This is a genomic window from Nitrobacter sp. JJSN (genome assembly GCF_051912485.1).
Classification (GTDB): Bacteria; Pseudomonadota; Alphaproteobacteria; order Rhizobiales; family Xanthobacteraceae; genus Nitrobacter.
In genome coordinates, this window is sequence record NZ_CP196822.1 from 3349935 (window position 1) to 3364444 (window position 14510).

Sequence of the window (14510 nt, forward strand, 5' to 3'; positions counted from 1 at the left end):
GCCTATTTCGCCCGCCCGGATGACGCCGGCTTGGCCGGCGCCGACCACCAGATGTCAGGCGCCATCACCCCGAGATATTTCGGCAAGCGCGGCGGATGCGCGAACACATCCCAATAGGCCAGCCGGTGCGCGTTCGAATACCATTGTGGCACCCAGTAACGCCCGGCGCGAATGACGCGATCCAGCGCACGCGCGGCGAACACCAGCTTGGCCCGGGTATCGGCGGCGATCACCTGCTCCATCAGGGAATCAACCGCGGGATCTGAAATGCCGGCGAGGTTGTTCGATCCCTTGGTCGCTGCGGCCCGCGACGAAAAGAACGGCCGCAGCGAGTCGCCCGGAACAGTCGAGAAGCTGAAGCGCTCGATCACCATATCGAAATCGAAGTCGTCGCGCCGCGCCCTCGCCTGCACCGGATCGACAAGCCGCAGCGTCGCCTCGATGCCGAGCGTCCCGAGGTTCTTGATATAGGGCATGTGGTGGGCCTGGAACGCCGGTTCATCAAGCAGAAACTCGACGCGGAAAACCTCGCCTCTCGGCGTCGTTCGCTTGCCGTCCTTGATGTGAAAGCCCGCGTCGTCGAGCAGCTGCGCGGCCCTGCGCAACAGCTTGCGGTCCTGCCCCGAGCCATCGGACACCGGCGGCACGAACGGCATGCCGAACACCTCGTCCGGCACCTTGCCACGGAACGGCTCCAGCAACGCCACCTCCTCCGGCGACGGCAGGCCGCTCGCCATCAGATCGGAATTCTGGAACGGCGACACCGTCCGCACGTAGGAACCGTACATGATGCTCTTGTTGGTCCACTCGAAATCGAAGGCGCAACCGAGCGCCTCGCGAACGTGCGGGTCCTTGAACTTGTCGCGGCGGGTATTGATGAACCATCCTTGCGCGCCCGACGGCGTCTCGTCGGGCAACTGCTCGCGCTTGACGCGCCCCTCGGTCAACGCCGGGAAATCGTAGCGCGTATTCCAGATGCGGGAGGTGAATTCCTCACGGTACAGGTAGCTGCGGCCGGAGAAACCCTCAAACGCCACATCGCGATCGCGGTAGAAATCGAACCGCACAGTGTCGAAATTGTAAGCCCCGCGGCAGACCGGAAGTTCAGCGCCCCACCAGTCCTTGACCCGGTCGAACTCGATAAAACGATTCGGCTCGAACCGGCCGACCTTGTACGGCCCGCTGCCGAGCGGGACGTCGAGCGTGGATTCCTCGAACGGATGCGCGGTGTAGTAGGCTTGCGAAAAGATCGGCAGGCTTGCGACGAACGGCGGCACGTCGCGACCGCGCTTCGCTGCAAAGGTTACAATCAGTGTCGCGTCATCGGGCGCTTCCGCGCTCACCATGTCGCGCACCTGCTGCGTGATCAGGGGATGCCCCTTGGTCTTCAAAACCATCAGAGAGAAAGCGGCATCGCGCGCGGTCAATTTCTGGCCGTCGTGAAACCGCGCTTCCGGCCGCATCGTGAAGCGGTAGGTCAATCCGTCGGCCGAAATGCGCACCGATTTCGCAGCCAGGCCATACATCGCATCGGGCTCGTCGCCGGCGCGCGCCATCAGCGACGTGAAAGTCATGCCCATGCCCTGCGCACCATCACCCTTCAGAATGAAGGCGTTGAGCGAGTTGAAGGTCTGGAACGACTGGTTGAAGGCGCGGCTCGACGGAATGGTGGAGAACAGTCCGCCCTTCGGCGCGTCCGGATTGACGTAATCGAAGTGATGGAAATCGGCCCGATACTTGAGGTCGCCAAATGCCGACATGCCATGGGATTCGGTCTCAGCACCGGCCGCGCCAACCGGCCGGAACCAGGCCGCGCTCGCCGCACCGATCCCAAAACCTATTACCTGCCGGCGGCTGGGCTGGTTCATCCGCACAAAACTCCTCAAGATCGATTGCCGACCTTGGCCGCCTTGCCCGCATCGTACCACCACAGTGCCGGAAAGGCCGAAAGACCGTACTCCGGCATTTCGGCTGGCCGGCCGAAGCGGTCCCATCGCGCCGTGCGCACCTTCGAATAGCTCCACTGCGGCACGACGTAGTGATGATGCAGCAGAACCCGGTCCAGCGCCTTGGTCGCAGCGACCAGATCGGCGCGATCCTTGGTGAAGATCACGCGCTCGATCAGCTTGTCGATGGCGGGATTCTTGATGCCGACGACGTTGCGCGAACCTGGCATGTCCGCTGCATGCGAGCCCCAGAACTCGCGCTGCTCGTTACCGGGCGACAGCGACTCCGCCCAGGACGCGACAACCATGTCGAAGTCCCAGCTCCGCAGCCGGTTCTCGTATTGCGTCGGATCGATGGTTCGGATGCTGACGGTGATCCCCATGCGTTCCAGCGAGGGCTTGTAGGACAGCAGAACGCGTTCGAAACTCGGGTCTTCCGACAGCAGTTCGATCTCGAACGGCGCGCCGGTCTTGCTGTCCACCTGCTTGCCACCGCGCACTTCGTAACCTGCTTCCTTCAGGAGTTTCATGCCTTCGCGCAGATTGTTGCGAACCGCATCGGAATTGCCGCCGACCGGATTGCTGTAAGGCGTGGTGAAAACCTCGGCCGGAATCTCGGCACGAACGGTTTCGAGGATCTCAAGCTCCCTGCCCTCGGGCAGACCGCTCGATGCCAGTTCGGTGCCCTCGAAATAGCTCGCGATACGCTTGTACTGTCCGAAGAACAGTTGCTGGTTCATGGTTTCGAAATCGAACGCGAAGTTCAGCGCCCGCCGCACCCGCGCGTCCTTGAACTTGTCGCGGCGGACGTTGGGGGCGAAGGCCTGCATCATGCCCGAACTGCGATTGGGAAATTCCTCCAGGATGACGCGGCCGTCCTTCACCGCCGGGAAGTCGTAGGCCGTGGCCCAGTTCTTGGCGACGTTCTCCATGCGCCAGTCGACCTGACCGCCCTTGAAGGCTTCGAGCGCAACGGTGCTGTCGCGGAAATACTCGTAGCGCAATTCGTCGAAGTTGTTGCGGCCGACATTGAAATTGAGATCGCGGCCCCAGTAATCCTTGACCCGCTCCAGCGTGACCGATCGCGCCGCCTCGAAATCCTTGATCCTGTAGGCTCCGCTGCCGAGCGGCGGCTCCAGCGTGGTCGCGGAAATGTCGCGCCTCTTGCCCGCAGCATCGGCGCCTTCCCACCAGTGCTTCGGAAGCACCACGAGTTGTCCGACGATTTGCGGCAGTTCGCGATTTCCCGGCGCATCGAAGGTGAAGGTGACGTCGCGCTCGCCGCTCTTCTCCACCCTGGTGACGTGGCGGTAATAGGCTGCATAGAACGGATGATGGGTCTTGAATGCGTTGAGCGAGAAAATCACGTCATCCGGCGTCACCGGCTTGCCGTCGTGCCACTTCGCCTCTGCGCGCAACCGATAGGTCACGAAGGAGAAATCGTCGGGATAACTGACCGACTCGGCGAGCGCGCCGTACTCCGTTGAGACCTCATCCAATGAAGGCAACGTCAGCGGTTCGTAGATCAGTCCGACCGCTCCGGCGATCGAACCCTTCACGCCCGAGACAACCATGTTGAAATTATCGAAGGTGCCAAGCGCGATCTGCCGCACCATGCCGCCCTTGGGCGCGTCCGGATTCACATAGTCGAAATGCTTGAAGCCTTCCGGATATTTCACGTCGCCGAACAGCGAAAGCCCATGCCGCCACTTGAGGCCCGTCGACGCGATCTGCGCATGGGCCGATTCGATGGATGAAGCACCGGTCAGGACTTTGATCGCAGGAGCGGCTGCGATCAGGGCTCCGCCATGAAGGAGACGTCGTCGGGTGAAGGCCAATGCGAAAATTCCTGCAAGCTGTCGGACGGCGGGCTAACGGTGCAACACGAAGCAGTGTTTCAACCGATTATGTCGGTTTTTCGGGATGATACCACCCCACCTCCCGCACTTGTGCTGCGAAACATCCGGACAACCGGAGACGAACCGGCAGCTATCCTCGGGTCAGGCCCGAGGACATGCTTCGCTCGAAAACGCTAGAGCCACGCTATTTCGAGGCGGCCGGCAGCGGCTACGGCTTGTCGGAGTTCTTGCGCAGATAGGCAATGATGTCGGTACGCTCGCTGTCTTTCGGCACCCCGGCAAACGACATGGCCGTGCCGGGGATGTATTCCTTCGGGTTGGCGAGAAACTTGTCCAGTTCGTCGAGCGTCCAGGTCCCGCCCTTAGCCTTCATGGCCGCCGAGAAGTTGAAGCCACGGCCATGGCCGCGCGGCTCGCCCACGATGCCGTAGAGATTCGGACCCACGCGATTCGGTCCGCCCTTCTCGAAGGTATGGCAGGCGGCGCACTTCTTGGCGATTTCGGCGCCCTTCTCGGCCGAAGCATTTTGCAGCCGTTTCCCCAGCGACTCCACCGACGCGGGCTTGGCTTCCTTGTCCGACGCGGCCGGCTTGGCGTCCTTGCCAGCCGCAGCCGGCTCTTCCTTGACGTCAATTTTGAAACCCGGCTTCGCCGGCATGACCGGCGCGAAAATAGCCTGAGCGATGAAATGCGTGACCAGCAAAACGATGCATGTGCCCAGGAGCACGCCGAGAAATTTATTGATATCGAAGGAGTCCATTTTCGGTCAGGCTCCAGTCCTTGTCAGGCTCCAGGTCCTTGTCAGACTTCAAGTCCAAAGTCGACTATAAGGCCGGCTGAACGACCACGGAATGCCGCCGCAACCACTGGCCGGATCGCGGGCGGCGGCGGGACGAGATAACGGTTTGCCCGTGTCCTGACAACCCGTATAAACGCCGCAGCCCTTGAAAAACCGCGCCAATTCCCGATCACTCCCCGGGCCGTGGACTTCCGACCTATGACCGAGACCCGCACTCTGGTGCTGATTCCGGCCCGCATGGCCGCGACCCGGCTGCCCGGGAAACCGTTGCTGGATATCGGCGGCCTGCCCATGGTCGTCCATGTCCTGCGGCGGGCCGAGGCCGCCGGCATCGGCCGCGTCGCTGTCGCCACCGACACTCCTGACATCGCGGCCGCCGTGACGGCCCATGGCGGCGAGGCGGTCATGACGCGCGCCGATCATCCGTCCGGATCCGACCGTGTTTTCGAAGCCCTCGGCAGACTCGATCCCGAAGGACGCATCGAGACGGTCGTCAACCTACAGGGCGACTTTCCGACCATCCGCCCGGACATTATCCGCGACGTGCTCCAGCCTCTGGCCGACCCCGCGGTCGATATCGCGACGCTCGCCGCCGAAATCCACACCGACGAGGAGGCTACCAATCCGAATGTCGTCAAGGCCGTGGGATCGCAGGTCGCCCCGCGCCGGCTCCGCGCGCTCTACTTCACCCGCGCCACGGCGCCACACGGCAACGGTCCGCGCTATCACCACATCGGGCTTTACGCCTATCGCCGCAAAGCTCTGCAACGCTTCGTCGAACTCCCGCCCTCGCCTCTCGAGCAGCAGGAAAGGCTGGAGCAGTTGCGGGCGCTCGAAGGCGGAATGCGAATCGACATCATGATTGTGGATGACGTGCCGCGAGGCGTCGATACCGCGGCCGATCTCGAAACTGCCCGCCGCATTCTGGCTAGTGATGAAGCGAACTTCTGAACCCAAACCACACTAGCGAAAAATCAACCGGCTGATAGAAGACCTGATGACCAAGACCATGAAAATCGCATTCCAAGGCGAGCCCGGCGCGAATTCCCATATCGCCATCGCCGAAGCCTACCCCAACGCCGAACCGCTGCCCTGCGCGACCTTCGAGGATGCGCTCTCGGCGATCTCATCAGGCGAAGCCGATCTCGGCATGATCCCGATCGAGAATTCGGTGGCCGGCCGGGTTGCCGACATTCATCACCTGCTGCCGCAGTCCGGGCTATTCATCGTCGGCGAATACTTCCTGCCGGTCCGCCATCAACTGATGGCACCGCGCGGTGCAACGCTCGCGGACATCAAAACCGTCGAAAGTCATGTTCAGGCGCTGGGGCAATGCCGCCGCATCATCCGCAAGCTCGGCATCAGGCCGATCGTCTCGGGTGATACTGCAGGCGCCGCCCGCATCGTCGCCGAACGCGGCGACAAGGGCTGCGCGGCGATCGCCTCGCGGCTCGCCGCGCAGATCTACAATCTCCATATTCTCGCCGAGGATGTCGAGGACGAGGCCCACAATACCACGCGGTTCGTGATGCTGGCGCGCGAAGCCAACTGGGCGAAGCAGGGCTCGGGACCGCTGGTCACCAGTTTTGTATTCAGAGTGCGCAACCTGCCTGCCGCGCTCTACAAGGCCATGGGTGGCTTCGCCACCAACGGCGTCAACATGACAAAACTCGAAAGCTACATGGTCGACGGCAATTTCTTCGCGACACAATTCTATGCCGACGTCGACGGCCACCCGGACGATAGAGGCCTCGCTTTTGCGCTGGAGGAGCTTAAATTCTTCTCCAAGGAGCTCCGCATTGTCGGGGTCTATCCGGGCCACCCGTTCCGCGCCACCTTCCGCGAACAGGCGGACTGATCGCGGTTTCACGCGCATTGTCGCCTACAGAGTGGGCAAACCTTTCATATTTTTGGAACACTAGTATTTTTCCCAATACCGCTACATTTAATATTATATAGTAAAATCAATATATTATATAAAAGTTGCGCTGCCCAACTTTATATAAAAATAGGCTATCGTGCCTTATAGATAAACAATATTGGGCCACTTCCCATCGCATCAGGTCCGGTTCATGGGCTAGTCTGGTGGGAACGCCTTGTTATTGATGGCAAGGCTATCGATACGCGCCAGGCGTCCAGCCGTCCCGTCATGCGGGAAGCGCGTTGAAGCAAAATGCAGTGGAGTTGACGAGTTATGACCGACGCTTCCACTCCGGTGCGTAATGGCGTTGCCGCGCAAGAACGCCCCACGATCTCGTTCGAATTCTTTCCGCCCAAGACCGAGGAGATGGAGCGCAATCTGTGGGATACCATTACCCGCCTCGCGCCGCTTGCTCCCAACTTTGTCTCTGTCACCTACGGCGCTGGCGGATCGACGCGCGAACGCACCCATTCGACCATCGCCCGCATACTGTCCGAGACCGAACTTCGGCCGGCGGCGCATCTCACTTGCGTCGGCGCGGCGCGCGGGGAAATCGACGAGATCGTCAGCCGCTATCGCGATATCGGCGTCCGCCATATTGTCGCGCTGCGCGGAGATCCGCCGGGCGGCATCGGCACGGCCTACAGCACCCATCCTGACGGCTACCGCAGCTCGGCCGATCTCGTCGCCGCCATCAAGCGGCAACACGGCGACGTCGAAGTCTCCGTCTCGGCCTATCCCGAGAAGCATCCGGAAAGTCGCGACATCGATGTCGACATCGATGTCCTCAAGGCCAAGGTTGATGCCGGCGCCACCCGCGCCATCACCCAGGTCTTTTTCGACAACGATCTCTACTTTCGCTACCTCGATCGCGTCCGCGCACGCGGCATCGATATTCCGATCGTGCCCGGCATCATGCCGATGCACAACTTCAGGCAGGCGAGAGCCTTCGTGACCAAGGCGGGCACCACCGTGCCATCATGGCTCGCTGAAAAGTTCGAGGGCCTCGACGACGATCCGGAGACACGCAAGCTGATCGCTGCAACCGTGGCGGCCGGCCAGGTGCAGAAACTCGCCAAGCGCGGCGTCGATACTTTCCACTTCTACACCATGAACCGCGCGGACCTCGTATTCGCGATCTGCCATCTGCTCGGCATCCGGCCGAATGCGGCACAGAAGGCGGCGTGACGTTGTTTTCGTGGCGGGCATAGCCGTTCGAAGACCAGCGTCGCTTTGCTAGCCTATGCCCAGCCATCCACGTCTTTTGACTGACGACTGACGTGGAAAAGGAAGACGTGGATGCCCGGCACAAGGCCGGGCATGACAAATTGCAATCAGGTGATTTCGTGATCGACAAAACAAGCTCAGTAGCCGACCGCATCCGCGAACGCGCGCGCGAACGCATTCTCGTGCTCGACGGCGCCATGGGCACCATGATCCAGGCGCTGCAATTCGACGAAGCCGCATTTCGCGGCGAGCGCTTCAAGGATTTTCACCGCGACGTGCGCGGCAACAACGACCTTCTCATTCTCACCCAGCCGCAGGCTATCGAGGACATCCACGCGCAATACCTGCGCGCCGGCGCCGACCTCGTCGCCACCAACACGTTTTCGTCGACCTCGATCGCGCAGGCCGACTACGAGATGTCGGACCTCGCATATGAACTCAATCGCGAGGGCGCAAAGCTTGCGCGCGCCGCAGCAGCCCGCGTCAGCGCCGAAGATGGCAAGCCGCGTTTCGTCGTCGGCGCCATCGGTCCGACCAACCGCACCGCGTCGATCTCGCCCGAAGTCGCCAATCCCGGCTACCGCGCCGTCACCTTCGACGACTTGCGCCAGGCCTATGGCGAGCAGATCAACGGCCTGCTCGACGGCGGCGCCGATTTGCTGCTGGTCGAAACCATCTTCGATACCCTGAACGCCAAGGCGGCGCTCTATGCCATCGCCGAAATCGGCGAGGAGCGTGGCATCGACATTCCGGTGATGGTCTCCGGAACCATCACCGACAAGTCCGGCCGCCTGCTCTCGGGTCAATTGCCCGAAGCGTTCTGGCACTCGGTGCGGCACGCCAACCCGATCACCATCGGCTTCAACTGCGCGCTCGGCGCCGAAGACCTGCGCGCGCATGTCGCCGACATTGGTCGCGTCGCCGATACTTTGGTGTGTGCTTACCCGAACGCGGGCCTGCCCAACGAGTTCGGCGAATACGATGAAAGCCCCGAATACATGGCGCGGTTGATCGGCGAGTTCGCGCAAGCCGGCCTCGTCAACATCGTCGGCGGCTGCTGTGGCACCACGCCGGACCATATCGCCGCCATCACCGCCGCCGTCGCGCCGCACAAGCCGCGCGTGGTGCCGGTCATCGCACCGCGGCTGCGGCTGTCGGGGCTGGAGCCGTTCTCGCTGACGGCGGATATTCCCTTCGTCAACGTCGGCGAACGCACCAACGTCACCGGCTCAGCCAAATTCCGCAACCTGATCAAGGCCGGCGATTACACCGCTGCGCTCGACGTGGCGCGCAGCCAGGTCGAGAACGGCGCGCAGATCATCGACGTCAACATGGACGAGGGCCTGCTTGACTCGGAAGCGGCGATGGTCACGTTCCTCAACCTGATCGCGTCCGAACCCGACATCGCGCGCGTGCCGGTGATGGTCAATTCTTCCAAGTTCTCCGTGATCGAGGCGGGCCTGAAATGCCTGCAAGGCAAGCCGGTGGTGAATTCGATCTCGCTGAAAGAAGGCGAGGAGAAGTTTCTGCATGAGGCGAAGATCGCGCGACGCCACGGCGCGGCCGTGGTGGTGATGGCCTTCGATGAGACCGGACAGGCCGACACCTATCAGCGCAAAACCGAAATCTGCAAGCGCGCCTACGACATTCTGACCGAGAAGGTCGGCTTTCCGCCGGAAGACATCATCTTCGATCCGAACATCTTCGCCATCGCCACCGGCCTCGAGGAACACAACAACTACGGCGTCGACTTCATCGAGGGGACACGCTGGATCCGCCAGAACCTGCCGCACGCGCACATCTCGGGCGGCGTCTCGAACCTGTCGTTCTCGTTCCGCGGCAACGAGCCGGTGCGCGAGGCAATGCACTCGGTGTTCCTGTATCACACCATCAAGGCCGGCATGGACATGGGCATCGTCAATGCCGGGCAGATGATCATCTATGACGACATCGACCCCGAATTGCGCCAGACCTGCGAAGACGTGATTCTGAACCGCGATCCCGGCGCATCGGAACGGCTGCTGCAACTGGCCGAGAAATTCCGCGGCGCGGGCAAGGAAGTGAAGGAGAAGGATCTCGCCTGGCGCGAATGGCCGGTGGAGAAGCGGCTGAGCCACGCGCTGGTCAACGGCATCACCGAATACATCGAGGAAGACACCGAAGCCGCGCGCCTGACGGTCGAGCGCCCGCTCAATGTGATCGAAGGCCCGCTGATGGCCGGCATGAACGTGGTCGGCGACCTGTTCGGCGACGGCAAGATGTTTTTGCCGCAGGTGGTGAAGTCGGCCCGCGTCATGAAGCAGGCGGTCGCCTATCTGATGCCATTCATGGAAGAGGAAAAGGCGCGCAACCAGGCGGCCGGGATTGAGGGCGAGGGCAGCACCTCCGCCGGCAAAATCCTGCTCGCCACGGTCAAGGGCGACGTCCACGACATCGGCAAGAACATCGTCGGCATCGTGCTTCAGTGCAACAACTACGAGGTGATCGACCTCGGCGTGATGGTGCCGGCCGCCAAGATCATCGAGACGGCGAAGGCCGAGAAGGCCGATATTGTCGGCCTATCCGGCCTGATCACGCCGTCGCTGGACGAGATGGGCTATTTCGCTGCGGAGCTGGAACGTCAGGGCCTCAGCCTGCCGCTCCTGATCGGCGGCGCGACCACCAGCCGCGTCCATACCGCGGTGAAGATCGATCCCAACTATCGCAACGGTCCGGTGGTGCATGTCAACGACGCCAGCCGCGCGGTCGGCGTTGTTGCCTCGCTGATGTCGCCCGAGCGGCGCGAGGCCTATGCGGCCGGGGTGCGCGCCGAATACGCCAAGATTTCCGCGGCGCATTTCCGTGCCCAGCAGGACAAGAAGCGACTATCGCTCGCTGCCGCACGCGCCAATGCCGTGCCGATCGACTGGAGCACATATCGTCCCGTCAAGCCGACATTCCTCGGAACCAAGGCCTTCGCCGACTATCCGCTGGAAGAACTGGTGGAGGTGATCGACTGGACGCCGTTCTTCCAGGTCTGGGAATTGGCCGGACGCTTTCCCGCACTCCTTGACGACAAGGTGGTCGGCGAGACCGCACGCGCCCTCTATGACGACGCCCGCAAGATGCTGGACCGCATCGTCAAGGAAAAGTGGTTCAAGGCCTCCGCCGTGATCGGGCTCTGGCCCGCCAACCGCATCGGCGACGATATCGCCGTCTACAGCGACGAGACCCGTACCACGCAGATTGCGACCTATCACACCCTGCGCCAGCAGCTGGAAAAGCGCGAGGGCCGCCACAACGCCGCGCTGGCGGACTTCATCGCGCCGAAGGAGACCGGCATCGCCGACTATATCGGCGGCTTCGCCGTCACCGCCGGGATCGGCGAGGACGAAATCGCCGTGCGCTTCAAGAACGCCAATGACGACTACTCGTCCATTCTGGTGAAGGCGCTGGCCGACCGCCTTGCGGAAGCCTTCGCCGAACGGATGCATCAGCGCGTGCGCAAGGAGTTCTGGGGTTACGCGCCGGATGAGGTGTTGACCAACGATCAGATCATCAGGGAAGAATATGTCGGCATTCGCCCCGCGCCCGGCTATCCGGCGCAGCCCGACCATACCGAGAAGGCCACGCTGTTCCGGCTGCTTGACGCGACCCGGGCCACCGGCGTCGAACTGACCGAGAGCTTTGCGATGTGGCCGGGTTCCTCAGTCTCCGGTCTCTATTACAGCCATCCCGAAAGCCAATATTTCGGCGTCGGCAAGATCGAGCGCGATCAGGTCGAGGACTATGCCGCGCGCAAGGGGATGGAGGCTGCCGAGATCGAACGCTGGCTGGCGTCGATCCTCAACTACATTCCCGGCCAGTCCGGAAAGGCCGCCGCCACACCGGTGCCGGCGCCCGCCAACGACGCATCTGCCGACGTCGTCAATCATCCGCCAGGCTGCCAGTGCGCGGTCCATTTGCAGCTTCGCAAGACCAAGGCGCGCGCGAGCTAACCGATGGATCCATCTTTGATCGCCGCGACCTTGCTGCATTCGTCCGCGGACGCGATCATCGCCACCGACCGCGACGGCGCGATCACGTTCTGGAATCCCGGCGCGGTCAGGATCTTCGGCCATACCTCGAGTGAAGCGACCGGCCAGTCGCTCGATTTGATCATTCCGGAGAATCAGCGCGCCCGGCACTGGGCCGGATACCGCGAGGTGATGCGGACCGGGCAGAGCCGCTACAGCGGCGGCGACATCCTAGCCGTTCCCGCGCTTCACAAGGATGGACGACGCATCTCGCTCGAATTCACCATCGTGCCAGTAAAGGACGCCGCCGGCCACGTGACCGGGTTGGTGTCGGTTCTGCGCGACGTCACCGTACGCGTCCAAGAGATACGCGAGCTCCGACGCAAGGCCGGCACCGCGCAAACCTGAACGAATTTTCCCCGCCCATCGAGTACGATCGATACATCTTACCCCTCATTACTCGCGAGCACGCCGCGCACCGCGGCCGCCCAGCCCTTGAGTTTGCGCGTGCGTGTCGCGGCGCTCATGGCTGGCTTGAAACGGCGCTCAAGCCGCCAGTTGTCGGCGAATTTTGACGGCTCCGGAAAGACCCCTGCTGACAACCCCGCAAGATACGCAGCGCCGAGCGCGGTGGTCTCCTGAATAACGGGCCGATCGACCGGCGCGTCCAGCAGATCCGCAAGGCGCTGCATGGTCCAGCTAGAGGCCGTCATGCCGCCGTCGACGCGCAGCACGGTGTGCGCGGCAGCGGCGTCTGGCCAGTCGGCGCGCATCGCCGCCCACAAATCAAAAGTCTGGTAGCAGACGCTCTCCAGGGCGGCATGAGCGAACTCCGCTGGGCCGGTGTTGCGCGTCAGCCCGAACAGCGCGCCGCGCACATTCGGATTCCAGTAGGGAGCGCCCATGCCGACGAAGGCCGGCACCAGATACACCGATTGCGTGGAGTCGGACCTCTCGGCCAATGGCCCGGTCTCCGACGCGTGCTTGATGAGGCCGAGCCCATCGCGCAGCCACTGCACCGCGGAGCCTGCGACGAAGATCGAGCCTTCCAGCGCGTAGGTGCGTTTTCCCTCCAACTGATAGGCAATCGTCGTGAGCAGCTTGTTTTTTGAGGCGACCGGCGTCGCGCCGGTGTTGAGCAGCGCAAAACAGCCGGTGCCATAGGTCGACTTGATCATGCCGGGTGCAAAACAGGCCTGCCCTACCACCGCGGCCTGCTGATCGCCGGCGATGCCCCTGATCGAGATTGGCGCGCCGAACAGATCAGTAACGCTGTCGCCGAAATGCGCGGAGGAATCCTTCACCTCCGGCAGCATCGCGCGCGGCACCTGCATGATGTCCAGAAGCTCGTCATCCCACTGGCCAGCGTGGATATTGAAAAGCAGCGTGCGCGAGGCGTTGGTGGCGTCGGTCGCGTGCACCTTGCCGCCCGTGAGCCGCCACAACAGATAGCAGTCCACGGTGCCGAACATCAGTTCGCCGCGCATCGCACGCGCACGCGCACCGGGAACATGATCGAGAATCCAAGCGATCTTGGTGCCCGAAAAATAGGGATCGATAATCAAACCCGTTTTCGACGTGATCGCGGGCTCATGACCCTCGGCCTTCAGTCGCGCGCAGATATCCGCCGTGCGGCGGTCCTGCCAGACGATGGCGCGATGCACGGCCTGTCCGGTGGCGCAGTCCCACACCACGGTGGTCTCGCGCTGGTTGGTGATGCCGATGGCGGCGATGTCCTTCGGCACGAGACCGGCCTTCTTCATCGCCTCGCGGCAGGTCGCAATCGTCGAGGTCCAGATGTCCTCCGGCTCGTGCTCGACCCAGCCCGACGCCGGGAAGTGCTGCGGGAATTCCTGCTGCGCGATCGCGGCGATGGAGGTATCGGCACGAAATACAACTGCGCGCGAGGACGTGGTACCCTGATCGATGGCGAGAACATGCGTGACCATGAGGTTTCTTCCCGAACCTTGAGCTTGCGTTACGGTCGGACCAAAGCAAGCGGATTGCGCCTACAAGGTCAAGTTGAGTGCCGCCGTTTTGATTCACGCTGCTCCCGGCAACAGGGTAAGATACCAGTGTCCCGATTCCGAAATTCGCATGTCCTTGCAGCAGCCTTTGATGCGAATTTTGGAATCAACGGGACACTAGCAACCTTATGATTCTAGTGTGGTTTAGGTTCAGAAGTTCGCTTGACAAACTCGCTGAGACAATGAAGCGAACTTCTGAACCACCACACTGGCATGACGCTTCATCCCACCATGGCGTAACGGAACAAAAACGTCCGTCGCCTTCTTGTCCATGACTGTTCAACAACCGAAAGACCTTCGATGAGACTGGCAAAGATGATTCTGGCTGGCTCCGCGCTTACGATCGTCAGTGCGATGGCCCACGCTCAAACAACGCCCGCGATCAAAGAAACCCCACCACCTCCAGGGACTCATAAAGGCCTGGTGACGGTCGTCGACCGGCTTAACGGCACCATCGCGATTCGGGCGGAGCAGAGCAACCCGGAGGGGACGAAAGCTCCGGATGGAGCAAAAGCAGAGGGAGAAAAAGCAGAGGGGGCTAAGGAGGGAGCAAAGCCGGAGGCGAAAGCCGAGGAAGGCATAACCGAGCAGTTCAAGATCGATCCAAAATTATCCGAGACGGTGCATGCCGGCGACAAGGTAAAGTTTTCGAGCGGCGACAGCGGCGACCCCAAAACCATCACAAAGATCGAGGCGGAGTAGCGGGGGCACGAGTCGATTTCGTCGCGAGCTCGCA

The 14510-nt window shown here is 62.2% G+C and carries 10 protein-coding genes; 6 read left to right on the forward strand and 4 right to left on the reverse strand.

The genetic code is table 11. The features are described from left to right. Positions 1-2: 2 nt before the first annotated feature. From ACSZOQ_RS16405 to ACSZOQ_RS16415, 3 genes are all read right to left on the reverse strand, one after another. Complete coding sequence (locus tag ACSZOQ_RS16405; protein ID WP_439923491.1) at positions 3-1868, reverse strand: extracellular solute-binding protein; 1866 nt, start codon at positions 1866-1868, stop codon at positions 3-5. A gap of 14 nt (positions 1869-1882) precedes the next feature. Then, positions 1883-3784 (reverse strand): extracellular solute-binding protein, encoded by a 1902-nt coding sequence (locus ACSZOQ_RS16410; RefSeq protein WP_439923492.1) that lies wholly within the window; start codon positions 3782-3784, stop codon positions 1883-1885. Positions 3785-4013: 229 nt separating this feature from the next. Beyond that, entirely contained in the window at positions 4014-4565 is a 552-nt protein-coding gene (locus ACSZOQ_RS16415) for a c-type cytochrome (RefSeq protein ID WP_439923493.1), read from the reverse strand. A gap of 237 nt (positions 4566-4802) precedes the next feature. Between ACSZOQ_RS16415 and ACSZOQ_RS16420 the strand changes: the two genes are divergently transcribed. The 5 genes from ACSZOQ_RS16420 to ACSZOQ_RS16440 all read left to right on the forward strand — a co-directional run bounded on the left by ACSZOQ_RS16420 (position 4803) and on the right by ACSZOQ_RS16440 (position 12155). Continuing rightward, positions 4803-5555, forward strand: coding sequence for a 3-deoxy-manno-octulosonate cytidylyltransferase (locus ACSZOQ_RS16420; protein ID WP_439923494.1), 753 nt, complete (start codon positions 4803-4805; stop codon positions 5553-5555). Between the two features lie 46 nt (positions 5556-5601). Beyond that, positions 5602-6462: a prephenate dehydratase gene (locus ACSZOQ_RS16425; RefSeq protein ID WP_439923495.1), complete on the forward strand. Its 861-nt coding sequence runs from the start codon at positions 5602-5604 to the stop codon at positions 6460-6462. 336 nt (positions 6463-6798) lie between these two features. After that, entirely contained in the window at positions 6799-7713 is a 915-nt protein-coding gene (metF, locus tag ACSZOQ_RS16430; protein WP_439923496.1) for a methylenetetrahydrofolate reductase [NAD(P)H], read from the forward strand. A gap of 158 nt (positions 7714-7871) precedes the next feature. Further along, positions 7872-11729: a methionine synthase gene (metH, locus tag ACSZOQ_RS16435; protein ID WP_439926106.1), complete on the forward strand. Its 3858-nt coding sequence runs from the start codon at positions 7872-7874 to the stop codon at positions 11727-11729. 3 nt (positions 11730-11732) lie between these two features. Then, positions 11733-12155 carry a PAS domain-containing protein gene (locus ACSZOQ_RS16440; protein ID WP_439923497.1) on the forward strand — a complete coding sequence of 141 codons (423 nt, stop codon included), beginning with the start codon at positions 11733-11735 and terminating at the stop codon, positions 12153-12155. 38 nt (positions 12156-12193) lie between these two features. On the opposite strand, the gene glpK is transcribed toward ACSZOQ_RS16440, so the two are convergent. Then, a complete protein-coding gene (gene glpK, locus ACSZOQ_RS16445; protein WP_439923498.1) occupies positions 12194-13696 on the reverse strand; it encodes a glycerol kinase GlpK in 1503 nt (500 codons plus the stop codon). Between the two features lie 378 nt (positions 13697-14074). On the opposite strand from glpK, the gene ACSZOQ_RS16450 reads away from it, so the two are divergent. After that, positions 14075-14476, forward strand: a complete 402-nt coding sequence (locus tag ACSZOQ_RS16450) for a hypothetical protein (RefSeq protein ID WP_439923499.1) — start codon at positions 14075-14077, stop codon at positions 14474-14476. Positions 14477-14510 lie beyond the last annotated feature (34 nt).